Annotated in this window: 25 protein-coding genes and 1 tRNA gene; 13 read left to right on the top strand and 13 right to left on the bottom strand. The window is 64.4% G+C overall.

Going from position 1 to position 24,659, the window contains the following annotated elements; genetic code table 11:
* Positions 1-125 precede the first annotated feature (125 nt).
* Positions 126-1,352 carry an ATP-grasp domain-containing protein gene (locus DL237_RS08605; RefSeq protein WP_119398639.1) on the top strand — a complete coding sequence of 409 codons (1,227 nt, stop codon included), beginning with the start codon at positions 126-128 and terminating at the stop codon, positions 1,350-1,352.
* Complete coding sequence (locus tag DL237_RS08610) at positions 1,352-3,412, top strand: hypothetical protein (protein WP_119398640.1); 2,061 nt, start codon at positions 1,352-1,354, stop codon at positions 3,410-3,412. Before DL237_RS08605 ends, DL237_RS08610 begins: the two co-directional genes overlap by 1 nt.
* A 6-nt stretch (positions 3,413-3,418) precedes the next feature.
* Here DL237_RS08610 and DL237_RS08615 read toward each other — a convergent pair whose 3' ends face one another.
* Positions 3,419-4,342, bottom strand: coding sequence for a LysR family transcriptional regulator (locus DL237_RS08615; RefSeq protein WP_119398641.1), 924 nt, complete (start codon positions 4,340-4,342; stop codon positions 3,419-3,421).
* A 189-nt stretch (positions 4,343-4,531) separates the two neighbouring features.
* Between DL237_RS08615 and DL237_RS08620 the strand changes: the two genes are divergently transcribed.
* The 7 genes from DL237_RS08620 (at position 4,532) to DL237_RS08650 (ending at position 12,735) form a co-directional block, all read left to right on the top strand.
* Complete coding sequence (locus tag DL237_RS08620; protein WP_119398642.1) at positions 4,532-5,503, top strand: ABC transporter permease; 972 nt, start codon at positions 4,532-4,534, stop codon at positions 5,501-5,503.
* Positions 5,500-6,393, top strand: a complete 894-nt coding sequence (locus DL237_RS08625) for an ABC transporter permease (protein ID WP_119398643.1) — start codon at positions 5,500-5,502, stop codon at positions 6,391-6,393. The genes DL237_RS08620 and DL237_RS08625 overlap by 4 nt, the downstream gene beginning before the upstream one ends.
* Complete coding sequence (locus DL237_RS08630) at positions 6,390-7,370, top strand: ABC transporter ATP-binding protein (protein WP_119398644.1); 981 nt, start codon at positions 6,390-6,392, stop codon at positions 7,368-7,370. The genes DL237_RS08625 and DL237_RS08630 overlap by 4 nt, the downstream gene beginning before the upstream one ends.
* On the top strand, positions 7,367-8,437 hold the full coding sequence (locus DL237_RS08635; RefSeq protein ID WP_119398645.1) for an ABC transporter ATP-binding protein: 1,071 nt from the start codon (positions 7,367-7,369) through the stop codon (positions 8,435-8,437). Before DL237_RS08630 ends, DL237_RS08635 begins: the two co-directional genes overlap by 4 nt.
* Before the next feature lie 31 nt (positions 8,438-8,468).
* On the top strand, positions 8,469-10,043 hold the full coding sequence (locus tag DL237_RS08640) for an ABC transporter substrate-binding protein (RefSeq protein WP_119398646.1): 1,575 nt from the start codon (positions 8,469-8,471) through the stop codon (positions 10,041-10,043).
* A gap of 8 nt (positions 10,044-10,051) precedes the next feature.
* Positions 10,052-11,968 carry a CocE/NonD family hydrolase gene (locus DL237_RS08645; RefSeq protein WP_233544912.1) on the top strand — a complete coding sequence of 639 codons (1,917 nt, stop codon included), beginning with the start codon at positions 10,052-10,054 and terminating at the stop codon, positions 11,966-11,968.
* Positions 11,969-12,054: 86 nt separating this feature from the next.
* Entirely contained in the window at positions 12,055-12,735 is a 681-nt protein-coding gene (locus DL237_RS08650; RefSeq protein ID WP_119398648.1) for a spermidine synthase, read from the top strand.
* An 18-nt stretch (positions 12,736-12,753) separates the two neighbouring features.
* Here DL237_RS08650 and DL237_RS08655 read toward each other — a convergent pair whose 3' ends face one another.
* Both DL237_RS08655 and DL237_RS08660 read right to left on the bottom strand, forming a co-directional pair.
* Positions 12,754-12,993, bottom strand: coding sequence for a hypothetical protein (locus DL237_RS08655; protein WP_119398649.1), 240 nt, complete (start codon positions 12,991-12,993; stop codon positions 12,754-12,756).
* A 113-nt stretch (positions 12,994-13,106) separates the two neighbouring features.
* A tRNA-His gene (locus DL237_RS08660) sits at positions 13,107-13,183 on the bottom strand.
* 258 nt (positions 13,184-13,441) lie between these two features.
* Between DL237_RS08660 and DL237_RS08665 the strand changes: the two genes are divergently transcribed.
* Positions 13,442-13,642, top strand: a complete 201-nt coding sequence (locus DL237_RS08665) for a DUF6324 family protein (protein WP_119398650.1) — start codon at positions 13,442-13,444, stop codon at positions 13,640-13,642.
* Between the two features lie 60 nt (positions 13,643-13,702).
* On the opposite strand, the gene DL237_RS08670 is transcribed toward DL237_RS08665, so the two are convergent.
* Positions 13,703-14,158, bottom strand: coding sequence for an MmcB family DNA repair protein (locus DL237_RS08670; protein WP_119398651.1), 456 nt, complete (start codon positions 14,156-14,158; stop codon positions 13,703-13,705).
* Between the two features lie 215 nt (positions 14,159-14,373).
* Here DL237_RS08670 and DL237_RS08675 point away from each other — a divergent pair, with 215 nt between their 5' ends.
* Together DL237_RS08675 and DL237_RS08680 are read left to right on the top strand one after the other, a co-directional pair.
* The gene (locus DL237_RS08675; RefSeq protein ID WP_119398652.1) at positions 14,374-15,573 is read left to right on the top strand and encodes an AAA family ATPase; all 1,200 of its coding nucleotides are present in this window, start codon (positions 14,374-14,376) and stop codon (positions 15,571-15,573) included.
* A 191-nt stretch (positions 15,574-15,764) separates the two neighbouring features.
* Positions 15,765-16,538, top strand: a complete 774-nt coding sequence (locus DL237_RS08680) for a COG3904 family protein (RefSeq protein WP_119398727.1) — start codon at positions 15,765-15,767, stop codon at positions 16,536-16,538.
* 1,071 nt (positions 16,539-17,609) lie between these two features.
* Here the strand turns inward: DL237_RS08680 and DL237_RS08685 are convergent.
* Together DL237_RS08685 and DL237_RS08690 are read right to left on the bottom strand one after the other, a co-directional pair.
* Positions 17,610-18,056, bottom strand: a complete 447-nt coding sequence (locus DL237_RS08685) for an EVE domain-containing protein (protein ID WP_119398653.1) — start codon at positions 18,054-18,056, stop codon at positions 17,610-17,612.
* Positions 18,053-18,481, bottom strand: a complete 429-nt coding sequence (locus DL237_RS08690; protein ID WP_119398654.1) for a VOC family protein — start codon at positions 18,479-18,481, stop codon at positions 18,053-18,055. The genes DL237_RS08685 and DL237_RS08690 overlap by 4 nt, the downstream gene beginning before the upstream one ends.
* Positions 18,482-18,561: 80 nt before the next feature.
* Between DL237_RS08690 and DL237_RS08695 the strand changes: the two genes are divergently transcribed.
* The gene (locus DL237_RS08695) at positions 18,562-18,996 is read left to right on the top strand and encodes a MarR family winged helix-turn-helix transcriptional regulator (protein WP_119398655.1); all 435 of its coding nucleotides are present in this window, start codon (positions 18,562-18,564) and stop codon (positions 18,994-18,996) included.
* 101 nt (positions 18,997-19,097) lie between these two features.
* Here the strand turns inward: DL237_RS08695 and DL237_RS08700 are convergent, their stop codons facing one another.
* From DL237_RS08700 to ribB, 7 genes are all read right to left on the bottom strand, one after another.
* Positions 19,098-19,400 (bottom strand): DsrE family protein, encoded by a 303-nt coding sequence (locus DL237_RS08700; RefSeq protein ID WP_119398656.1) that lies wholly within the window; start codon positions 19,398-19,400, stop codon positions 19,098-19,100.
* Positions 19,397-20,128, bottom strand: a complete 732-nt coding sequence (locus DL237_RS08705; RefSeq protein WP_119398657.1) for an ABC transporter ATP-binding protein — start codon at positions 20,126-20,128, stop codon at positions 19,397-19,399. The genes DL237_RS08700 and DL237_RS08705 overlap by 4 nt, the downstream gene beginning before the upstream one ends.
* Complete coding sequence (locus DL237_RS08710; protein ID WP_119398658.1) at positions 20,113-20,844, bottom strand: ABC transporter permease; 732 nt, start codon at positions 20,842-20,844, stop codon at positions 20,113-20,115. Before DL237_RS08710 ends, DL237_RS08705 begins: the two co-directional genes overlap by 16 nt.
* 125 nt (positions 20,845-20,969) lie before the next feature.
* Positions 20,970-21,992, bottom strand: coding sequence for an ABC transporter substrate-binding protein (locus tag DL237_RS08715; RefSeq protein ID WP_119398659.1), 1,023 nt, complete (start codon positions 21,990-21,992; stop codon positions 20,970-20,972).
* 426 nt (positions 21,993-22,418) lie between these two features.
* A complete protein-coding gene (nusB, locus tag DL237_RS08720) occupies positions 22,419-22,916 on the bottom strand; it encodes a transcription antitermination factor NusB (protein ID WP_119398660.1) in 498 nt (165 codons plus the stop codon).
* A gap of 25 nt (positions 22,917-22,941) precedes the next feature.
* The gene (locus DL237_RS08725; RefSeq protein ID WP_119398661.1) at positions 22,942-23,484 is read right to left on the bottom strand and encodes a 6,7-dimethyl-8-ribityllumazine synthase; all 543 of its coding nucleotides are present in this window, start codon (positions 23,482-23,484) and stop codon (positions 22,942-22,944) included.
* 3 nt (positions 23,485-23,487) lie between these two features.
* On the bottom strand, positions 23,488-24,621 hold the full coding sequence (gene ribB, locus DL237_RS08730) for a 3,4-dihydroxy-2-butanone-4-phosphate synthase (RefSeq protein ID WP_119398662.1): 1,134 nt from the start codon (positions 24,619-24,621) through the stop codon (positions 23,488-23,490).
* Positions 24,622-24,659: the final 38 nt, after the last annotated feature.

The raw sequence follows: 24,659 nt of genomic DNA on the forward strand, positions 1-24,659 counted from the left end.
TGCGGACCAATGACGCGGGGCCGCGCGCTGTTACATCCGACCCCGTCACCGGACTTTTCAAAGGTTCGCGACAGGGTTGAGACAGCGATGCGCCCCGATCAGACCGCCAATGGAAGGACATGACAATGACCGACAAGAACCCCGACAAAGGCTATGTTGCCATTCTGGGCTGGAGCCTGAACGCCATCAATGCGATCGACCAGTTCGACCGCCGCTATGTCGTGGTGGCGCCGCCTTGGGCACAAGATTACTGCGCGCAAAATGACATCCCTTTCGTACCTTGGGATTTCGACCGTTTGAACGAACGCTCCTACGAGCTGGCGCAACAGCTGAAGGAGATGGGCGTCGACGTGGCGATCCCGATATTCGAAGAAACCGTGGAATGGGCCGGCGCGATCAACGCCGTGCTGCTGAACCAGCCGCGCCTGTTGGGACAGGCAATGCTGTTCCGCGACAAGTCACTGATGAAGCGGCGCGCTCAGCTGGGCGGTATCCGCGTCGGCGTGTTCGAAGAGGCACATGACCGCGGCGATGTGATCCGATTTTTGAAGCGGGTCAACCAGACCCTGCTCAAGCTGGATGGCGACGTGAACGATCCGATCCACTTCAAGGCCTTCGACAAGTCCGGCACCGCCGGGCACCGGGTGATCCGCAGTCCCGAAGACGTCGACAATATCCCCGAAGATGAATTTCCCGCCCTGCTGGAAAGCCACCTGGATGGCTGGGAGTTTGCGGTCGAGGCCTGGATCAAGAACGGCAAGATCCAGTTTCTGAACATTTCGGAATACGTCACGCTGGGGTATTCGGTCTTTGTGCCGGCCACGCCCGAACTGGAACAACACCGGGCGCGCATCACTGAACAGATCGAGAAACTGATCGAGACGTTCGAGATCGACTTCGGCTTCATCCACCCCGAGTATTTCCTGACCAGCGACAACACGCTGTACTTTGGCGAGGTTGCCTATCGCCCACCGGGCTTCAATGCCCTGGAGCTGATCGAGCGGGCATATAGTTTCAACGGCTATCAGGGCCTTGTCGTCGCGTTCGATCCCAAAACGACGCAGGAAGAACTGGACGCCTTTTTCCCGACACCAATCGAAGACGCCAAGGGGTTCGCCGGCTGCTTTGGCGTCTATCCGCGCCGCCGCGTGGTCAGCAAATTGGAAATTCCCCAGGAAACTGCCGATCACCCCTATTTCGAATTCCACGAGCTGGCGGATCCGCGCGAACAGAAGGTCGCGAAACGATCGGCCTTTGGCACACACTGGGGGCTGGCGTATTTCTTTGGTGACGACCCACACCAATTGCGCGATCTTCTCAAGCAACAAGAAGAACTGGACTATTACATCTGATGACTTCCTCCGGCACGGCCCCCGAGGGCCGCGAACGCGTCAATGACGGCGCGCGGGCGGCACGTCTTGCGGAAACGCTGGACGTGGCGATCGCGCGGCTGGAACCTGCGCGCCCCTTTGCCAAGCCGCGGTATCAGCGCGCCGTGCTGGATGTGACGGCGCGGCTGTTGCAGACCGAGGGTGGCCTGGACGTGATCCGTTCCCGCGCGATGCAGATGGATGCAGCGGGCTTGTTCGCCGGGTCTGATTGGGACCGGCCAGAAGCCTTGTTGCCGCAGTTGGTCGGCACCACGTTGATGGCTGACGACCCGATCTTTGTTGCACTTGAGGCTGCCAGCCTTGCCCGCTTTCTGGCGGTCGCGAACGGTGAGGGCCGCCACGAAAACCTGCACAAGGACATGGCGGTGCACTTTCTGACACAGGTGCTGGCCCTGAACCTGAAGGACATTTTCGGCCAATCCGATGAAGCGAGCCGGGCGCTCGGGGATCGAATGGTGATCAAGCGCCAACTGCTGAACTATATCTCGGAGCATATCGGGCTGACCGACGTGCTGGGCGTCCTGGTGAGCGAGATCTGGCGCTTGCTGGAGCAACGGTCCGTGCAGGTCGCCGTTGCCAAGGACATGATCGCCCAGATTGCCATCGCGCTGGATCAAAAAGGCACCGAGCCGGGCAGCGAACGGCTGGGCGCAGAGCGCCTGGTCAGCGCGTTGTTCGGGCCGACCGTCGCATCGTTGGACGATCCGGGCATCGACGTTTACCTGGATCGCATCGCCCATTTCGACGAAACCGCCCTGTCGCGCGAGGCAATGGGGTTTGCACGTGCGATGCACGACACCGGCCTGGTTTCAGACTATCATGCGGCCTTTCTTGTCTGGGCGCTCGACTATCGTGATCGCCCTCTGGTGCCCGAGGCGCTAGGCCTTGGCACGACAGGTCTGGACTGCTGGCGGCATTATCGTCGCCTGATCGAGGATCTGATCCGCACCGCCGTCAGCCCGACGACGCCACAGGCCGCCTATGGGCTGGCGATGCTGCTGGAGCGCGGCGTATTGCACCACGCGCCCATGGTCCCCGCGCTGCACCGTCACATGCAGCAAAAGGTGCAGGGGGACGCGCGCCAACGTCTGAGGCTGAGCTTTGGCGACGCTGTGTCGCCCGAGGCCCATCTGCTGGCAGGTGTGCTGCAGGTGATCGGACAGCCACTTGGCGTCGGCCAGGGCGCGAACCCGACCTGCCAATCCGCGCGCGCCATTTCGATGTGGGCGTTGATCGAGCCCGATTTCCTTTTGCACCTGATCTCTCAGGCCTGTGAATTCGACACCGTCTTGATGCAATTCGAAGGCACACAGATCAACTCTGCCGATCTACCGGCCGGCCTGGCCGGGCACGGCCCTATTGATGCCGATCCGGTTTCGGTTCTGCTGGTCTCGCATCTGGACAGGATCTACGCGGAAATGGGCCGCCTTTGCCTTGGCCGCGAAGGGGACCCTCACCGCTGGATCAATCCGCAGTTTCACGGCTGGTGGGTGGCGCGCGACTGTGCCGTGGCTGTTGACGTGGCAACGGGTGAACTGGCCGGGTACGACCGTTTCCTGCGTCGTTTCTTTGCGGCCTATCATCCGCATCACAACGGCGACCGCCCCGTCAGCCACCCCCAGCCTGCCGGAATTGCCGTCACCGACCCGAACCAGCAGTTCGTCGGCTGGCACGCCATCGCGATCCTGCGGGTCAGCGCAGATCAGGCCGGTGTCATGCGCGTCTATTTCTACAACCCCAACAACGACAGCGGCCAGGATTGGGGCGGGGGCGTCGTCGTATCGACCAGCGGCAACGGGGAACGCTATGGCGAGGGATCGCTGGAATTTGGCCAATTCCTGTCCCGGGTCTACCTGTTTCACGATGACCCACTGCGCAGCGCCGAGGCGGCCGATGCGGTTCCCGACGCAGAATTGCCCCCGATCCATGCGCAGGCCGCTGCCAGCTGGGCCGCGGATCGCCTGCCGCAGGCAGCGCCTGCCGTCGTGCAGGATAAGATGGGCACGGAGCCGCCCGAATAGAGGCCCCTATGGGACGGCCTGGCGCGTGTCGTTACGGCCAAGCAGGGATTGAAGGATCTCGCTGCTGAGGGCGACAAAGTTCTCGGCAGCCTGCGACAGCGGCATCTCGGCGTTTGATGCAAAGGCAAAGCGATGGGTCAGGGTCGGGGCGAGCGGTCGTTTGGTAACGGGCAGATGGTCAAAGTCCCGCGCCATCAGCTCATTGACCAGAGTCAGGCCAAGACCCTCGGCAACCAGCGAACAGGCCGACAGGACCGAGTGCGCCTCGACGCGCACATTCGGGGCCAGACCGGACATCCAGAAGGCTTCGTCAAGTTCGCGACGCGGCGCCCGCATGCGCCCCAGAAGGATCAGTGGTTCGGCGCGCAGGTCTTCCATCGTGATAACCGCCTTTTGCGTCAGCGGATGCCCGTTGGGCATGACGCAAACAGTATGCGCCTCGATCGACGGACGCAGGTCCAATCCCGCGCGCTGGACCGGGATACGCAGAAACCCGACCTCGGCACGGTCATCCAGAAGCATCCGTTCGATGGTGTCATACGGGCCCGAGTGCAATTCGATCTGAACGCGATCGTTCGCCTCAAGGTATTGGCGCAAGATACGCGGCAGGATCGACAGGGTCAGGCTGGCCGGAACGGCAATACGCAGCCGTATCGCCGAAGAATTGCCACGCTTCAGGTCGCCTGCCAGATGCTGCAACTGCTGACCGCGATCCACCATGCCAAAGATCTTGCCCTGCAACGCCACGCATTCGCGCGTCGGCACCAGCCGCCCCTTGTCACGGCGAAACAGTTCGAGGTTCAGTTCCCTTTCCAGTTGCGTGACCCTGCGCGAAACTGCGGACTGCGTGATGCCCAGTGTGCTGGCGGCCGCTTGCGTAGAGCCCTGCTCGATGACAGCCCGGAACGTTTCTAGAAGGTTGAGCTGCATTTATATTCCCGCTGCGCATAGGCTCTCATGATTTTGTCATAATCTTGCATAGATTCGAATCTTCGCGCAAGTTTTCGTCAAAACAGGGACAGCCATCAAAACCATGCCATACGCCAGTCCGCCACAGTCAGGTCAACAGTCGGGCAAACTCCCCGCGCGCCTCTTGCCCTTCGGCCACCGGAGCGCACCATGACAGTCTTTATTCTTCGTCGTGTCTTGCAGGCGATACTGGTTCTGGCGATCACGTCGCTTGTGGTTTTTCTAGGGGTTTATGCCATCGGTGATCCGCTGGAGATCCTGTTGCCGGCAGACGCCTCGATGGCGGAACGGGCACAGGTCACCGCATCGCTGCACCTGGATGACCCGCTGGCGCTGCAATACTGGAACTTTATCGTTCAGGCGCTGCAAGGAAATTTCGGGCGCAGCTTCGTGTTCAACCGGCCTGCTCTGGAGGTCATCTTTGAACGCCTTCCCGCGACGCTGGAGCTGGTCACGACGTCGCTGATCCTGTCGCTGATAATCGGTATTCCGTTGGGCTTTCTGGCCGGCACCCGCCCCCGTACGGTCACGGACGAGACGATCATGACCGGGTCGATCCTGGGGTTTTCCCTGCCGAACTTCTGGCAGGGCATGATGCTGATCATGATCTTTTCAGTCTGGCTGGGGTGGCTGCCGTCGACCGGGCGTGGCGACACCGGGACGATACTGGGGGTCCGGACCAGTTATGCGACCTGGGATGGGTTCGTGCATCTGCTGCTACCTGCAACCAACCTGGCCCTGGCGCAAATCGCGCTGGTCATTCGCCTGACACGCACAGGCGTACAGGAAACCATGCCGCTTGATTTCGTGAAATATGCCCGCGCACGCGGGATTTCCGAACGGCGTATCCTGTCCGTGCATGTCTTCAAGACGATCCTGATCCCCATTGTCACGGTGCTGGGCATCGAATTCGGGTCGCTGATCGCCTTTGCCGTCGTGACCGAGACGATCTTTGCATGGCCCGGCGTCGGCAAGTTGATCATCGACTCGATCAACATGCTCGATCGGCCCATCGTCGTCGCCTACATCCTGGTCATCGTGTCGATGTTCATCGTGATAAACCTTGTGGTCGACGTGCTGTATTCGCTGCTCGACCCCCGCATCCGGAGCCGCGCATCATGATTGCCGCACGCATCAGGGGCGAAAGCATGGGCGCGCGGATTGCACGTGGCCTGCTGTCCAGTCCCAAGGCCACCATCGCCGCGATCATCTGCGTCGTGTTGATCACATCGGCCATCCTGGCGCCGCTGATCGCGCCGCAAAACCCATATGACCTGACCGAAATCGACTTTTTCGATGCCAAGTTGCCGCCGATGTCCGAAGGCTACACCGGCATGACCTACCTGCTGGGCACCGATGGGCAGGGGCGCGACATGCTGTCGGCGATGCTGTACGGATTGCGCACCTCGCTGGCGGTCGGCGTCACGGCCGGGCTGCTTGCCATGATGGTGGGCACCGCGCTTGGCCTGGTTGCCGCCTACCGAGGCGGGGTCATCGACAGCTTCATCATGCGGTTCGTCGACCTGATGCTGGGTTTTCCGACAATCCTTGTCGCCTTGATGATCCTCGTCGTCTTCGGTCAGGGGGTCGACAAGGTGATCCTGGCGCTGGTGTTCGTGCAATGGGCCTATTTCGCCCGCGCGGTCCGTGCCACGGCCATGGTCGAAACCGGAAAGGAATACGCCGAGGCGGCGCGATGCCTGGGGATTCCGGCGTGGCGCATCATGGGCGGGCATATTTTGCCCAACTGCCTGCCCCCCCTGATCGTGATCGCAACGATCCAGGTGGCCGGGGCGATTGCCGCCGAGGCGACGCTTTCCTTTCTTGGCATCGGCCTGCCGATCACCGAACCGTCGTTGGGCCTGCTGATTGCCAATGGCTATCAGGTCATGTTGGCCGGGTTGTACTGGATGTCGGTCTATCCGGGCCTGCTGCTGCTGGTGCTGGTCTTTTCGGTCAATATCGTCGGTGACCGCCTGCGTGAAATCCTGAACCCGAGGTTGGCCCAATGAGCGAGCATCTTTTGGAGGTGCGCGGGCTGCGCACATGGTTCGAGACACCCAAAGGCACCGTCAAGGCGGTGGATGGCGTGGATCTGACCCTGAACCGGGGCGAGATCCTGGGCCTTGTCGGGGAAAGCGGGTCGGGAAAGTCGATCACGGGCTTTTCTCTGCTGGGGCTGGTCGACCCGCCGGGCAAGGTTGTCGAGGGCGACATACGGTTTCAGGGCGAAGACCTGCGCGCGGCCTCGGCGCGCCGGCAACGGGCGCTGCGCGGCAATCGCATCGCGATGATCTTTCAGGATCCGATGATGACGCTGAACCCGGTCCTGCGGATCGGCACCCAGATGATCGAGACTGTGCAGGCCCATGAAAAAGTGTCGAAATCCGAGGCGCGCAGGCGGGCGAGAGATGCCTTGGGGATGGTTGGCATTCCCCACCCCGAGGAACGTATAGACGCATATCCGCACGAGTTTTCCGGCGGGATGCGGCAGCGAGTGGCGATTGCCATCGCCCTCTTGCACAAACCCGATCTGATCATCGCGGATGAACCCACGACCGCCCTGGATGTCACCATCCAGAGCCAGATCCTGTCCGAGGTCCAATCCCTGACGCGCGATCTTGGAATGGGCCTGATCTGGATCAGCCATGATCTGGGCGTGGTCGGACAGTTGGCCAACAAGGTGGCCGTGATGTACGCGGGCCGGATCGTCGAGCGTGGCGCGGTAGACGACGTTCTGGACCGCCCCCGCCACCCCTATACGCGCGGGCTGCTCGACAGCCTGCCGATGGAGAATGACCGCGGCCAGCCCTTGCGTCAGATCCCCGGCAACGCGCCGCCGCCGTTGAACCGCCCCGAGGGCTGTCCCTTTCGCCCCAGATGTGCCCGCGCCAGCGAGGCCTGCCTGGCAGAACCCGCGGAAACCGGCACCGCTGCGCGGGCGTGGCGCTGTTTCCATCCGCTTGAACAGACGGGGGTCTTTGCATGACCGATGCGCAACCGATGATCGAGGCCGCCGGCGTCATCAAGAATTTCCGCCGCAAGACGGACCTGGCCGAACGGATCGCCATGCGTGTCGGGCTGGCACAAGAACCCGGCACCGTCCATGCGCTCGACGATGTTTCGCTGAGCATCCGACGTGGCGAGGTGGTCGGACTGGTCGGGGAATCCGGCTGCGGCAAGTCCACTTTTGGCCGGGCAGTCGCCGGGATGCTCCCCCTCACGGGCGGAGTGGTTCGGCGCAACGGTCAGGATATCGCGAAATTGAAGGGTGCCGAGGCCCGCGCCATGCGTCTGGCGACGCAAATCATCTTTCAGGACCCAATGTCATCGCTCAATCCGCGCAAGAAGGTGCTGGAAATCATCGGCGAAGCCCCGCGTCTGCACGGGCTGGTTGCCCGGGGCGGTGTCCGGAATCTGGTCGAGGGGCTGATGGATCAGGTGGGTCTGGACCCGGCAATGATCAATCGCTATCCGCACCAGTTTTCGGGCGGCCAGCGGCAGCGGATCGGCATCGCACGCGCCCTGGCCGTGAACCCCGATTTCCTGATCTGCGATGAAAGCATCGCCGCGCTCGACGTGTCGATCCAGGCCCAGGTCATCAATTTGCTGGTCCGCCTGCGCCAGGACCTGTCGCTGACGTTGCTGTTCATCAGTCACGATCTGTCGGTGGTACGCTATATCTCGGACCGCGTCGTGATCATGTACCTTGGCCGCGTGGTGGAAAGCGCCCCCACAGATCGGGTTTTTGCCGCCGCGCGCCACCCCTATACGCAGGCGCTGCTGGAGGAAATCCCGCGCATTGATCGGCGCGGCCACCGCTTTTCCTCGGTAAAAGGCGAAATCCCGTCGCCGATGAACCCGCCAGGGGGCTGTCATTTCCACCCGCGCTGCCCATTGGCGATGGACCGCTGCCGGGTCGAGCGCCCGATGCTGAAACAGGCCGGGCGCGATCACGCGGTCGCCTGCCATCTGGACGGGGGCTTTGGCCGCCCCAAGCCGACACTCTTTCCCACTCAAAGCACGTTGCAGGCCGCCGAAAGCGGACTGCTCTGAATAAAAACACCATCCAACAAGGAGAAATGACATGAAACTGGCAAAAACCGCAGTCCTTGCGGCCCTGCTTTCCAGCACATGGCTGATGCCGGCCATGGCCCAGGACCTCACCATCGGGCGTGCGTCCGAGCAAAGTTCGATCGATCCGCAGTTTTCGCGGACCGGGAACAACCAGATGACGTCGGCCATGTTCTTTGACAGGCTGGTCGACTTTGGCCCCAACCTGGAGATGACCCCGGGCCTTGCCGAAAGCTGGGAGGTCGAAAACCCGACAACCTGGGTGTTGCACCTGCGCGATGGCGTGACCTTTCACGACGGATCGGCCTTTACCGCAGACGATGTGATCTTTTCGCTTGAGCGCGCGGACGAAGTGCCGAATTCGCCGGCGCCTTACACGGACATGGTGTCGGCCGTCGCCTCGATGGAAAAGGTCGATGACCTGACCCTCAAGATCACCACGAACGCCCCTGCCCCGACGCTGATGCAGGATATCGGTCGGGTCTTCATCATTTCCAATGCCGCATCTGACGGCAAGGCGAGCGAGGATTTCAACAGCCCGGCGACCGCCGTGGGCACCGGCCCCTACATTCTTGAGGAATGGAAGCCGGGTGAAACCCTGACCATGAAGGCGAATGATGCCTATTGGGCGGACGTGCCGGAGTTCAAGGACGTCGAAATCCGCTATATCTCGAACGACGCGGCCCGGGTTGCGGCGCTGCTGTCGGGTGCCGTCGACGTGATTGATGCCGTGCCGCCGCAGGACGTGCCCCGTGTCGATGGCACCGACGGCCTGCATGTCTTTTCCGCCGCATCGGGGCGGGTGATCTATTTCGGCCTGTCCATGCGCTTTGATCAGGCCCCCGGCGTGACCGACCTGGACGGCAACCCCCTGTCGGAAAATCCGTTCAAGGATGTGCGCGTACGCAAGGCCGTGTCGCTGATGATCGACCGCAAGCTGATCGTGGATCGCATCCTGGGCGGCTCGGGCGTGCCTGCGGGCCAACTGGCCGGCGAAGCGCTTGGCGGACATAACCCTGACGTCAAGCCCGATGAGGTGGACGTGGCCAAGGCCAAGGAACTGCTGACCGAGGCAGGTTATCCGAATGGGTTCGGCATCACCGTCTACAGTTCAAACGACCGTTTTCCGGGCGATGGCGATCTTGCCCAGGCTCTTGGGCAGATGCTGGCGCGGGGCGGGCTGAAGGTGAACGGGGTCGAGGCCCTGCCCTATTCCGTCTATTCCAAGGCCGCATCCGCGGGGGATTACGGCGCGTTCGTCTTCTCCCTCGGGGCGTCGACACCGAATTCGGCACCGCTGCTTCAGGCCTTGCTGCACACCTACGACAAGGACCGCGGCATGGGCGCGTTCAACCGCGTCCGGTTTTCGGACCCGGCCTATGACGCAGCCCTGGAAGAGGCGTTGCAGGAGTTCGACCCCGAGGTGCTGGACGCCAAGTTGCAGGACCTGACCACCATGGTCTTTGCCGAACAGCCCATCGTGCCGCTGTACTGGCAGAAGGTGCATTGGGGCCTGAAAGACGGGCTGAACATCAACGAAGGCCTGTCCGAACAAACCCTGCCGCAAAACGTGAGCTCTGCTGAATAATGACACCGATGACCACCTCTGAACCTGTTGTGACCGATATGGTATCCCTCACTCCGGCGGAACACGCGGGGCCAGGGGTGGTCGTGCATCGCAATGTCATGGTCGCGATGCGGGACGGCGTGCGGCTGGCAACGGATGTCTATCGTCCCGTTGCCGCCGACGGCAGCCCAGACGCCACGCCGCGCCCCGTGATCTTTGAGCGTACACCCTACGACAAGGCGGGGACGCCGCGCACGGAACTCTCCGTGGCGTCCCCCACCCCGCAAACCCGGCAAGAATTGGCGGTTCGCCTGGTCGCGGAGGGATACGTGGTCATCTGGCAGGATTGCCGGGGCCGCTACGCGTCCGAGGGCAACTTTACCAAGTATCTGAACGAAGCCGAAGACGGCTATGACAGCATGGTCTGGATTGACGGCCAGGCCTTTGGCAACGGTCGTGTCGGCACCATGGGCCTGAGTTATGACGCGCATGTGCAGATGGCCCTGGCCTGTCTGAACCCGCCGGGCCTGGCCTGCATGGCCGTGGATTCGGGCGGTTTTTCCAACGCCTTCACCTGCGGTATCCGTCAGGGTGGCGCGCTGGAGATGAAACAGGCGACCTGGGCCTACAACCGCGCGATGGAGGCCCCCCTGGCCGCCGCCGACCCAGCCATCCTGAAGGCGATCCAGTCGGAGAGCCTGGCGGACTGGATGACGCGTACCCCCTGGACACGGGGGCGCTCTCCCGTGCGGTGGGATCCGGATTACGAAGGGTATCTGCTGGACCAGTGGCAGCACGGCACATTCGACGCCTTCTGGAAAAAGACCGGCATTTGGGCCGCAGGATATTACGAGACATTCCCCAAGATCCCGATCGTGTTCATGTCAAGCTGGTATGACGTCTACGTCCAGACGACGCTGGAAAATTACATGGGGCTGAAGGGTTTGGCCGACCGCCCCCTGACGCTGATCATGGGCCCCTGGACACACGGCAACCGGTCCCGGCGGGTATTCGGGGACGTCGACTTTGGCCCCAATGCGACCCTTGATGGTCAGGTCGATCAGGACTGGCTGACCTTCCGGCTGAAGTTCTTTGCCCGATGGCTGAAGGATGAGCACGTCTCTCTGCGCGATGAACGGGTGCACCTGTTTGCCATGGGGGGCGGGTCGGGCCGCCGTACCGCCGAGGGGCATCTGGATCACGGTGGGCAATGGATCGAAGTCGCGGACTGGCCTGTTCCCGAGGCCGAACCGCTGCACCTGCATCCCCGCCCGGACATGACCCTCGGCGCGCCGCAGGATGGCGTATTGAGTTATACCTACGATCCTGTCGACCCTGTCCCGACGATTGGCGGTGCGCTGACGTCAGGCGAGCCTATCTTTGAAGGCGGCGCCTTCGATCAGACCGAGGATGCGCGGTTTTTCGGCTGTACCACACCGGGCTTGCCGCTGATCGCCCGACGCGACGTGCTGAGCTTTGAGACGCCGCCGTTGGAGGATGACCTGCTGATTGCCGGCCCCGTGACCATGCGCCTGCGGGTCTCGACCGACGCACCGGATACCGACTTCACGGCCAAGCTCGTGGATGTTTATCCGCCCTCCGAAGATTACCCGCGCGGCTATGCGATGATCATAACCGACGGCATTTTCCGGGTACGGTATCGAAAGGGATACGACCGCCCTGAACCTGTCGCCCCGGACGAAGGCGCGTTCGACATCACCATCACCCCCTTCGCGACGGTCAACCTGTTTGCCAAGGGGCACCGGTTGCGGTTGGACATCTCCTCCTCGAACTTTCCCAAGTACGACATAAACTTCAACACCGGGGACCCCGAGGGGACGGCCCGCGGCGGTCGGCCTGCCCGCAATACCCTCCACCTGGGGCAGGACAGCGTGCTGGAACTGAGCGTCCTTCCCTCTCCCCCCGCGCCCGCGACGAACCGGTAGGCGGCGCACACCTGCACCGCCCCGACTTCACCTGCACCGACATATCGGCTAGGTCGCTGTCAAAATGCGATGATAGGAGTTCCGGCATGTTGCCTTGGATCGAACTGGCGACAGCGGCGGCACCGCAGGGGGATACCCTCAGGCTGTTCCGGCGGGGCGATGAATATTCGATCCGCCTCGGCGGCGGAAACGAGCTGATGAACAGTCGGCTTGGCGGGTCGGAGGAGGCGCTGGCGACGCTGGCGCTGGACCGCATCGCGACAAAAGGCGCACCGCGTGTGCTGATCGGCGGCCTTGGCATGGGGTTCACGCTTAGGGCGATGCAGGCGGTTGCGCCGCACGACGCCCAGCTGATCGTTTCCGAAATTGTGCCCGACCTGGTCGACTGGGCGACGGCGCACATGTCTGCGGTATTCGGGACATGCCTGGCCGATCCCCGCGTCGAGATCCGAACCGGCGACGTGGGCGATGAAATTCGCAACGCCAGCGGCGCGTTCGACGCCATCCTGCTGGATGTGGACAATGGGCCGGATGGTCTGACCCGAACCGACAACGACGCGTTGTACAGCAACACTGGCCTGAGAGCGGCAAGGCGCGCTCTGAGCGTTGGCGGCGTCCTGTCCATATGGTCGGCAGCACCGGATGCGGCATTTACCAAACGTCTGTCACGCTGCGGTTTTGCTGTGCAGGAACAATTGGTTCGCGCCGGACGGACGCGGCGGGGGCCACGTCACACGATCTGGACGGCGGTGCGTGACGGCCCCTGAGGCCAAAGCGCCGCGACCCTAATCCGGCAAGGCACCTGCCAGCCAGGCAATGCAATGTCGCGCGCCTTGCAAGGCTTCGTCCGCCGTGTCGAACCGGGCCGATCCGTGATGCCCGATTGCGTACCAACCGCGCCCGTCTTCGGGGTCGCGACGATATTCGTCGAATCCGTAGCTGCCATCGGGGCGCATGAAAATATCAACGCACAGACATTCGCCCGCGAGATTGATCGATCGGATGACCTTGTTGATATGCGCCATGTCCTGATTTCCATCGCCGGTTCGCAACTGTCGGCCATCGCCGGTCGCAGCATTTTAGCCAGCGCGTGCGAGCGCGGTGAAAGCAGACAGCCAAATTTTCGGGATGGTTTTTATGGTACCGCCTCCCCGGCTTGAACGGGGGACCTCTGGATCCACAATCCAGCGCTCTAACCAACTGAGCTAAGGCGGCACGTGGGGGGTGACTTACCGAGGCCGGCCGGTGAATGCAAGAGGCAGAAAGTGGAAAATGTCGCCACCCTGCAAAGTCATGTTTCGCGGCAGGTGAGCGGAGACGAACTCCCCGCGCGCTGAAGGACTGCGAAGGCGATTGATTCCCGCCCTGGCCCGGTGTCTGCTGGTGTGGCGCGGTCCCTTTGGGCCCGGCGCTTTCCCTTGCAAAAAGGGGCGCGGGGCTGTAGCGATCCGTGATTATTTTCGGAGAACCGCCATGGGCATCGACACTGAACGCGACATCGAAGCGAACCTGCAAATCGGCCCGACCGATTCCGGCATGGTCCGCCTGTTCATTGAAGCTGGCAGCACGGAAATTCCAATGGATTTCGAACCTGAAGAGGCGCTCGAAATCGCTGAGGAACTGCGCGCTGCAGCGCAGGCTGCGGCCTCTGTCAGCAAGAAGAAACGCCGTTAAGGCATATCGGCACGGCGCCACGGCCCACAGAGCACATGCGCCGTGCCCTCTATCGCTGTATCAGATCCGCGGATCGCGAACCCCCTGAAGGCGCCGCGCGGCGTCGCGGGCAAACTTGCGCGTCATCGCCGCGCGCCGTGCCCCGGCCAGTTTCTGTTCGTCCGGCATCCGCACGATTTCCCCACCGTAGGCATCTGCAATGATCAGGCCGCTGGCCTCTGGCAAAAGGTCCAGCGGGAATTCGGCGTCGACTGCCCAGAAGAATCGGTCGCACCAGTCCAGGTAGCCCTGCCATTTGGCATCGGACATGAAATCGGCCCGGCTGGACTTGCACTCGACCACCCAAAGCGCGCCCTTGGGTCCGACAGCCATGACATCGACACGCTTGCCGCGTTCAGGCACGAACTCCTCAAGGCAGGCGAAATCGTGGGTGGCAAGCAGACGACAGACACCGCGTGCCAGAAGCTGGCCGGGCTGCGGTGCGGAGGGATCGGGGACAAAAGTTGTAACTGGCATGGGCCGAGTCTTGAACATTGCGTGAACAAACGCAAGTGCCGGTGGTGTTGTGCCACTTTGCCTCTATCTGTGTCTGAGCGCCGTCCGGCGCGCCCGAGCAGGAGAAGCCCTTGACCCCAGATGACACGCCGCCACCCGCCCCCCTGCTGCCTGATGGCACTCCGTTGCATTCCACGGCGCCCGCGCAGCGGCCTGTCACGGATCGTGGCGCACGAATGGCACGGGAACTGGAAGGACACCTGGCCTACCTCGAGACGTTCACAGGGGCGGCGCTTGGCGTTCTGTCGGTTGCGTCAGGCATCTACACCTACCTCGGGGTCAGCTCGCTTCTGGATGGCGACGGGCCGATGCTGGCCTTTGCGGCGATTGCCTATGCGGTGGCCGTGTCGACGGGGATTTTCGTGTTCTGGTCCTACATGATGCGGCTGTTCCCCGCGATGCGCACGGCGCGGTCGCGTGCGGGTCTGCTGGGGGCCATGGGCCTTGGGTCGCTGGCCATCATCGCGATGTCGTCCTGGTTGAATGCGGCGGCGCTGGCGGGGGGTGCGGCCGTCGAACAGCACCTGGCCGAAACCGTTCAGGACTATCAGGTCTCGCTTGAGCGGGCTCATGAAATTGCGCTGTCGGCGCAGGCACTTGAACGTGACGTGTCGCGCACTCAGCAAAGCTTTGCCGACCTGTCTGAGCAAGAAGCCTCAGGCGGTCTGTCTGGCTTTGCCGGGCGCGGTGCGGTGTTTCGCGTGTTGCGCCAGAAATCAGAGGAACTGGCCGCCCTGCAATCGCAGATCGAGGCACAAGGGCCCTTGGTCGAGGCGGCCTTTGCCGAGGGCAACGCGCTGTTGAGCCGTATGCGCGCCCTGACCGTCGAACCCGGCCCGGTCGAGGCCCGCTCCGTCGACTTTTCGGAGCAGGCGGTCGAACTGGCCGGCATCATTGCACAGATGCGGCAGTTGTCCGTCGCGCCGCTGGTCGCCCGCGCGGCGCAGGATCTGGCGGCCTCGGTTGTCCTGCCTGAACTGGACGGCGCGAACGAGACGACGCGCGGCGCGCAGGGGGCGACCATCACCTCGGTGCTGGGCGTGTTGCAACAGCGCGCCACCACCTTGGAGCAGGCAGCCTCCGAAGTGCTGGCCATGACCCCTGCCCCGGAGGTCACATATACACCGATATCGGCGGCAGATGCCGTCATCCGCTATGCCGGGAACTTTATTCCCAGCTGGGCCGGGGCGATCGCCATCGACCTGTTGCCGGCCGTACTGGTGCTGATCCTGGCTGTCACGCAGACGGCGATCCGGTCGGGGCGTGAGACCGCACCGATCGAGGATCGAATGACAATCGCTGAGTTGCGCGCGGCCCTGGTGGCGGCGCGCGATGTCGACACGGCCCTTGGTGAAGGGCGCGGGAAAACCCCATGACCGAGGACGCAGCGCAGCGCCCAGGCATCGGTTCAGGGACAGGCCGGGATCGGGACATGCGCACCGGCCGCACCGCTGGCGATGACCCCGAGGACCCCGTCCTGGCGGGCAGGAATCAAGCGGATGAGAGCCCTGGCGGGACGCGCCGCCAGCGCCGTCATCGGGCGCCCAAGGCCCCGGTTTCGCGTATCATGGCGGGCGTGCTGATCTTTCAGCTGGGCCTGTGTGCATTGCTGTTTGCCGGGGATCTGAGCGAGGGGCTGCGCCTGCCCGGCTGGGGCCCGAGGGCGCCCGAATTTCAGCTGCCAACCTCGCCCGGCGATCAGACGCGGCGCTATGATCCGCGCGACCTGCCAGCCACCCAACCCGCCGGGCCGGACAGCGCGCCGAGTGGGCCGATGCCGGACCGGTTGGTGCTGCGCCGCGAGGGTGCTGACTGGCGGCTGATCGGCACCATCGCACCGGGAGATGCGGACAGGATCATCCGCCAGATGGAGGCCGCGGCGGACCCCGAGACGCCGATAGAAGGGACACCCGAGGGCACGCCTGCGCCGGTGCCGACGCGCGTGTTGCTGAACTCTCCCGGCGGGTCGGTTGGGGATGCCCTGAGGCTGGGCCGACACCTGCGCCAAAGCGGGCTGGACACCGCCCTTCGGGCCAGCGACGTCTGCCTGTCGGCCTGCCCCTATCTGCTGGCGGCGGGCACCCGACGCATGGCCGAACCGGGCGCGAGAATTGGCGTGCATCAGCATTATTTCGGGGAAAACACGCTGCTTCCGGCCTTTACCGCAGTGTCGGATGTACAGCGCGGGCAAGGGTTGGTGATGCAATACCTGGATGACATGGGGGTGGACACGATGATCATGACCCACGCCCTGGTCACCCCGCCCGACGAGATCTACCTGCTGGAGCCTGAGGAGCTGGAGGACTACGGCCTGCTGACGGAACCGATGGCGCGTCTTTGATCGACAAATCAAGACCTTGCCCGCCATTTCCAACGCTTGAGCCACGCCTTTGACGATCACCGGCGAAACGAATTTGCAAAATTCGATACGGCGCCCCCTTGCCGGGTTGCCTGCAAACGCCTAACTGATGCTGAGGCGGGTGCTGCCCTTCTCGTGAACGGTTACATTCCGGTGGCCTTAAGCAAATCCGAGGGAGCTGGCTCTGTCCGGGCCCTGGTCCGGTTACCTGGCGCCCACCTGATCATCAGGTCCTCGGGAATGCACTAACCAAACGGTTGCGTTGCGGGCCCGCCACTTTCCCCCGACTCTATCGCACAAGCCGCCCGTGGCGGTGGCGCCCCCGGAGACGGCTGATGCGACGGCGGCTGCGCTGACGCCCGGCTGCGCGTGGGCAATGGTTTCATCTGCAATGGTTAACGCTGCGCGCAGGGTGTCGGTGCGACGTCGGTCGCAGCGCGCGGCGACTCGGCGCGATATGCCAGGGAAACAAGGCGAATGGCCGAAATCCGAACGTCGGTATCCGAACGGTATCTGTACGGTATCTGAACGGTGCAGGCCGCCCGCCCCGGGCCGGGTTAAGGCAGCGTGCGGTGTCAAGGCAGCGGAGGAGCACGACCCGTCGGCGCACAGCGCGGGCGGCACCCGGAGCCGAGGTCGCGCCCGCCGTGTGCCAGGCTGGATCAGGTACGGGAGTGGGCCACCGGGGAATATCCCCGCGCCGCGCTGCGTCTGGGCCCGCGACGGTCAGGCGCCGGGGCAAGCTGGCGCGCGGACTGGCCGAGACGACGACGGACCCTGCCGGGGCACGCGGTCTTTGGCAGGCTGGTCTGGGCAGATGCACGGAAGGCGGAACAGTGGGCGGTGCAGAGGGCATCGCGGCACAGAAGGCGGCACAGAGGGAGGCACGGAGGGAGGCACAGGGCGCGACTTGTGCGCGTCGGGCGGACCGTCGCGGCCTGTTGCGATTGGGCGGCGGCAACGGCCAACGACAGGGCCACCATCATGCGCCACATCGCTTTCCTTTCCGGTGCCGCGCGGCGCGGGTCGAGCGGCGAGGATGCGGGCGCGGGATCACGCGCCCAGATCGAGGTCGCGCGACGGGACCCCCATCGCTTCGGCAATCCGGCGCATGTCATCGACCGAGATCCGCCGCTTTGGCCCGCGCAGCAAAAGCCCCCAGTTGCCGGGATGATCCCGCGTCAGGTCCAGCCTGTCCAGAAGCGGGCGGATGGGCGCGGGGCGGGCCCCGGGCAGATAGGCCACGTCGACCCGGTAGGGATGGAACCCCATGGCCTGCGTGGCATGATATGGCGCGTCTGAGGTGACGCGGCCTATCGCGGTAAAGGCCTGAACCGGCGCGCCCGTTCCCATGCCCTGGCGCGGGGCATAATAGGCCAGCCAATCGCCCTTTCGCAGCGCCTTGACCGCGTCGTGCCTGCCGTGGCCCAGCTGGGCAAAGCCACCGTCGACACCGCCCTGTACATGGTCAGCCGAGGCGATGCCGATCCAGCAGGTCATGACTTTGGCCCATCCGGCGCCCGGCCCGCCTGTTCCGCGGTATGTGCGGTGATCGTATAGCCGAAGGGATCCTGAAAGGCGAAGTAGCGACCGAAGGGGCCATCCTTGGGGGCGAAGGCGATGGTAACGCCCCGGGTCTGGAGATGTGCGTGCAGCGCGTCGGCGTCGTCGCAGCCGAACCACAGGGCAATGCCGTGGCCGAGCGGGCGGGTCGCCCCGAGGTCAACGACGGGGGTGCGCACGGCAAAGGGGATCGGCCTTGTATCGAAAACCACCGCGCCCGGGGGCGCGAAGGGCGCCGGGGTCAATCCGACGATCTGCGTATAGAAGGCGCGGGCGGCGTCGAGGTCGGCCACCTGAATACCGATGAAGTCGGGGCCGATGAGGTGGGGTTGTGTGGAGTGGGGTTCGGTGGAGTGGGGCATGTCGATTGTGTTCCGTCGGCTATGACATTAATATCAGGGGACTGATATAATATAAGCCCACTGATATTGAAAGCTGAAAGATGCCACCACCCGAAAATGACGTGCCCTTCACCCCGCACGAGTCGCTGGGCTATGCCTTGAAGCGCGCCCAACAGGCGCTGCGCCTGCACATGGACAGGCGGCTGAAGGCGTTTGGCCTGACGGCGCCGCAGTACAACGTGCTGTGCAGCCTGGAGGCGGAACCGGGGGCGTCCAACGCCCAGCTGGCGCGGCGCGCCTTCGTGACGCCGCAAACCATGCAATCCATGTTGGTCAAGCTGGAGCGCGCCGCCCTGATCGAGCGGACCCCGGATAGCGACCATGGCCGCATTCAGCGCACGCAGCTGAGCCGGTCGGGACGTGAAACCCTTAGCAAGGCGCATCAGGCCGTTCAGGAAACAGAGCGTCTGGCGCAGGCGGCAGCCTCTCCCGACGCGATGAAGATGCTGTTGCGCGTTGCCGAGGCGCTGTCGTAGCGCAACCGCGAGGTGGGGGAGGCCAGAGGAAGGCCAGAAGAGGGAGGCGAGAGGCCCCGGTGGGACCGGGGGGCCGTTTGGGGGGGCGCTGGTGGGCTGTGTCAGGCCCGCATGTATTGCCACCCGTCGCGCTGGCGTTCGGCCAGATGCAGGACGGCGGCGGTGACAACTGTCAGGCCTTCGGGGGCGCTGCGGCCCGTTCTTGCAAGCGTATTGCCGCAGATCCGCAACAGCGCATCCGTCTCGGGGTCGGGGTGTTCCAGCGCCGCGGCCACGGCGGCGGCGTTCACCACGATCTCGCAGCGGGCGTCGGGCGCGGCCTTCAGCAGGTTGCGGGCGTTGTTGCGCGCACGTGCCAATGCGTCGGGTTCGGGCGCGTGAATGAGCAGGCTGATGGGGGTCACAGGGCGGCTCCGATGCGTTTTCCGATGGCGTCCAGTGCCGGGTCCGCGCGGTCGCGCGGGCGGGCAAGGGCGATATGTTCGTCCAGGACGATGCCCGCCGGGCTGCCGGCCAGCACGATGACACGATCCGCCAGAAAGGCGGCCTCGGCAATATCGTGGGTGACGAAAAGCACCGCCTTGCCGCTGGCCTGCCAGAGGCGCAGCACCTCGTCCTGGAGGCTTTCGCGGGTCAGGGCATCGACGGCCGAAAAGGGTTCGTCCATCAGCAACAGGTCAGGTTGCACCGCGAGTGCGCGCGCAATGCCGCCCCGCTGGATCTGCCCGCCCGAGAGCTGGTGCGGATAGCGGTCCGCCAGATGGCTGAGGCCGGTCAGTTCCAGCACGTCGTCGACGCGCGCGCGCCGGGTGGCGGCGGACACCTTGAGCCCCTCGAGCCCGTAGCCGATATTGGCGCGCAGATCGCGCCAGGGCATCAGGCGGCCATCCTGAAAGACGATGGCACGACGGCGGCGGTCCGGTGCTTCGGAGGTGGTGACCGTCACCGTGCCCGTGTCGGGGGCGACCAGGCCTGCGACGACCCGCAGCAGCGTCGACTTGCCCACGCCGGAGCTGCCGACGATCGCGACGAATTCGCCCGGCTCGACCACCAGGTCGAAGCCTTGCAGCACCGGGTGCGGCGCGCCGGGAAAGCTGAGGCCGATGCCCTGTGCGTTCAGGATGGGCGCCATTTCAGGATCCTTCCTTCGACCAGGCCGAAGACCCAGTCGCTGAGACTGTAGACCAGCGAAATCGCCAGCATGTAGACCACCACCGCGTCATAGGCCCCGACCCCGGCAGCAGCGTTCATTTCCTGGCCCATGCCCGGCACGCCCAGCAGTTCCGCCGCGATCAGGGTCATCCACGCCTGTCCGACGCCCGTGCGCAGACCGGAAAAGATGCCGGGTGCCGCGCCGGGCAGGGTCACCGTCCAGTGGCGGCGCAGGAAGCTGCCGTGACCGAAGGCGCGGGCCAGTTCGCCCAGGCGCGGGTCGAGGTTGCGCACGGCAGAGGCGGTGGCGAAGTAGTTGACCCAGAACACCCCGATGGAGATCACGAAGGCCGCCCCGGCGTGGCTGACCTTGAACCAGGCGATGGCAAAGATGACCCAGGCCAGCGGCGGGATCGGGCGCAGGATGCGGGCCACCCAGCCGTGCAGGTCGTCGAACGTGCGGCTGGTTGCGGACAGGAACCCGACCAGGACGCCCGCCAGGCTGCCCAGCCCCAGGCCCCAGACATAATGGATCATGCTGGACCCGATGGCGGGCAGCAGCCGGTCGGTGCGCCATTCGTCAAGAAAGGCGGCGGGCAAACGGAAGGGATCGGGCACCGTGCCCGGGCGCATCCAGCCGAAGGCCTGGGCGGATTTCCACAGCCCGATGAACAGCACCAGCCCTGCCAGCCCCATCAGGGCGCGGCGCCACCGCCGATCAGACGACGGCCGGCCGGAAGGCTGCGGCGCGGAGGACGGCTGCCGGTCGGAAGAAGGCCGCCCGGCAGCGGACTGCCCGTCAGGGGACAGCAGGGCCAATGTCAGTTCCCCGCGATGCTGTCATAGACCGAGAGGTCGAAGAGCGCGTCGAGGTCGACGGGCTGCTTGAGGGTGCCCTGCTCGGCCTGGAAATCGTGCATGACGCGGGTGCCGTCGACGATCCGGTTGGGATCGGCCACGAAGGATGCGCCGGTGCGTTCGATCGCCGCCTGGATGATCGCGGGATCCATGCGGCCACCGCCGACGTACTTGGCAACCAGCGGCGTCGCCGCCTCGGCGTCATTCACCAGCATCTCGGTCGCGCGGACATGTGCGGCCACCAGCGCCGCGATCTGATCGCCATGATCGGCCAGCACGCCTTCGCGCACCGCCAGCACCGCCCCGGGCTGGTTCGCAAACAGCTGCGAGCCTGCGGCGACGACACGGGCGTCGGGATCCTGCGCCAGAACGGAACTGACGACGGGTTCCAGGATCGCCGCGCCATCAACGGCACCGGTCAAAAGCGCCTGCTGCACCTGGGCGGCGCCCTGAGCAATGATTTCGACCTGGGACGGGTCGATCTGAAGCCCCTTGGTCAGCCAGTATTGCAGCACGGTTTCCGGCACCGATCCGCGCGGGAAGGTCGAGATCACGGGTTTGCGGCCATGGTCGGCGGCAAAGCGTTCAAAGGCCGTCGCGGTGTCGCCTTCGTCGAAATAGGGGGCCAGGTCACCGAGGGCGACAACCGAGATCTGCTCGATCACGTTGGAGGCGACGACCTTGATGTCGGCACCACGGGCGCGCGCCACCATGGCGGGGCCGATGCCGAAATAGGCCACGTCGAGCTGACCGGCCAGAAGGGCCTGCACCATGGCGGGGCCTTCCTGGAATTGCACGAGGTCGGCGTCGATCCCGGCCTCTTGCATCCAGCCTTCTTCAAGCGTGACGAAGAGCTGGGCATCGGGAAGGATCGGCATATAGCCGATTTCCAGTGTGACAGTGTCCTGCGCAAGGACGGGCTGACTGCCGAACGCGAGGGCGGCAGAGAGGACAGCAGAGAGGGTGAGACGACGCAAAAGGGCCATTTGGAAACTCCTTATTTGCCATGGATCTGGCACGTCGTTCCGCGAAAGAAAAGTGAGCCCTGCAAGATAGGAACAGCGATCAGGCCCGATGCGCGTTGGGTGGAAGGATGTTCCCGCAGCGCGGGGTTTCGGAAAACGCCGGACCGAGGCACCCCGCCCGACATTATCGCCCCTGCGGGAGGGGGTTTCGTCACCGGATCGGGCGGCCTGAAGCAGGGCCGGGGATAGGGCAACGGAGGATTTCGGGCGCCGCTGTCGTTTGACAGGTCGGGCTTTTACCGGGCGACGGTGGGCGCATGGTGGGCGCACGGTGGGCGCATGGTGGGCGCACGGTGGACCTGCGCCGCTTTACCGGGCCGGTCATGCGCCGGAATCAGGAAAGGCCCCGCGATCCGCGAGGCCCCTGGCGGTTTACCGGCGTCGGGTTCAGAACGCTTCGGGCTTGGCCTCGCGCGCCATGTGGTCGAGGACGGCGTTGACGAACTTCGGCTCTTTGGTTTCGGGGAAGAACGCCTTGGTCACGTCGACATATTCGACGATGACGACCTTGGGCGGTGCGACGCCTTCGATCATCTCGGCACCCGCGGCGCGGAACAGGGCGCGCAGGGTCGGATCGATGCGGGCGATGGGCCATTTGGCGACCAGCGCACGGTCGGTCATCTGGTCGATCTTGGCCTGCCAGTTCACCGCATCGCGCATGGTCTTGCGGAACAGGTCAAAGTCGCCCTCGGCCATCTCGTCGCCCTCGTAGGTGGCGCCAAAGCGGTGCTCCTCGAATTCGTGGATCACCTTGTCGACGGTCTGGCCCGCGGCCTCCATCTGGAACAGGGCCTGCACGGCATAGAGACGCGAAGCAGAGCGCATCTTGCGCTTCTGGTTGCCGGAGGGTGCAGCGGGCTGCGGGATCTGAGTGTCGTCGGTCATCGGTGGGCCTATCGGGTCAGGTGCCTCAGACGGAGGTTTCTCCACCGGCGAGACGATATTCCTCGGTCGCGGGCCGGAATCCGACGCCGCTTTTCGGAGCGCCCCATTTGCGCGAAAGCGCGAGGAGATGCAAGGCCGCAGCAGCCGCGCCGCCGCCCTTGTTCTGATCGTCGGTCCTGGCACGCACCAGGGCCTGGTCGCGGTTTTCGACCGTCAGGATGCCGTTGCCGATGCAAAGCCCCTGAAGGCCCAGCAGCGTGAGCCCGCGCGAGCTGTCGTTGCAGACCGTGTCGTAATGCGTCGTCTCGCCCCGGATGACGCAGCCGAGGGCGACATAGGCATCGTAGTTCGACATCCGGCCCGCCATGGCGATGGCTGTCGGCACCTCGAGCGCGCCGGGCACTTCGATCAGCTCATGTGTGGCGCCCCAGGCGGTGATTTCAGCCTGCGCCCCCGCGATCATCTGGTCGGCGATGTCGCGGTAGTAGGGGGCGACGACGATCAGCACCCTGGTGGGTTTGTCGACGCTGCCACGGGGCATGGAGTAGTGCTGTTCAGCTGCGGCCATGGCTCAGCCTCCGATCTTCTGGGTGCCGGTGATTTCAAGGCCGTAAGCCTCGAGCCCGACGACATTGGGTTGCGGCGAGTTGGTCAGCAGGATCAGCTTGGACAGTCCGAGCGAGGTAAGGATCTGCGCGCCCAGCCCGTATTGGCGCAAGGTGTGGGGCGAAACGCCGCCGCCCGCCGTCGCCAGCTTCATGTGCAGGTCGCGCAGCAGCACGACGACGCCGCGCCCTGCCCCGGCCACCATCTGCATGGCGTCGCGGAATTCGTCGGCGCGGCCCGCGGGGCCGGAGCCGACGACATCCTGAAGCGGGTCGAGGGCGTGCATCCGCACCATCACGGGTTCGTCGCCCGAGATGTCGCCCTTGATCAGCACGATATGTTCGGCGCCTTGCGTTTCATCGACATAGATCTTCAGCGTCCAGGTGCCGCCGAATTCGGATTCGATCTGCTGTTCGCTTTCGACACGGACCAGGTTGTCGTGGCGGCGGCGATAGGCGATCAGGTCGGAGATCGTGCCGATCTTGAGGCCGAAGCGTTGCGCGAAGGCGATCAGTTCGGGCAGGCGCGACATGGTGCCGTCTTCGTTCATGATCTCGCAGATCACACCGGCGGGGTTCAGCCCGGCCAGGCGCGACACGTCGACCGCGGCTTCGGTATGGCCGGCGCGTACCAGCACGCCGCCTTCGCGGGCGCGCAGGGGAAAGACGTGCCCCGGTGTCGCGATGTCCTGCTGGCCCTTGCCGGAGTCGATGGCGACGGCCACGGTGCGGGCGCGGTCATGGGCGGAAATCCCGGTCGAGACGCCCTCTCGGGCCTCGATCGACACGGTAAAGTTCGTCTCGTGACGCGAGGAGTTCTGCGAGGCCATCAGCGGCAGGCCGAGCTGGTCGACGCGCTGGCCGGTCAAGGACAGGCAGATCAGCCCGCGACCGTGGGTCGCCATGAAGTTGATCGCCTCGGGCGTGGCCATCTGGGCGGGGATGACCAGATCGCCTTCGTTTTCGCGATCCTCGTGATCGACGAGGATGAACATCCGACCGTTGCGGGCATCCTCGATGATCTCCTCGATGGAACTGATCGCATCGGACCAGCTTTCTTCGACGGGACCGGCATTTTCGTAGCTGGCGCTTTCGGACATCTGTGGCTTCCTTCTTGACGCCATTCGCAGATAACGCA

The sequence above is a fragment of the Pseudooceanicola sediminis genome (assembly GCF_003575965.1).
Classification (GTDB): domain Bacteria; phylum Pseudomonadota; class Alphaproteobacteria; order Rhodobacterales; family Rhodobacteraceae; genus Pseudooceanicola; species Pseudooceanicola sediminis.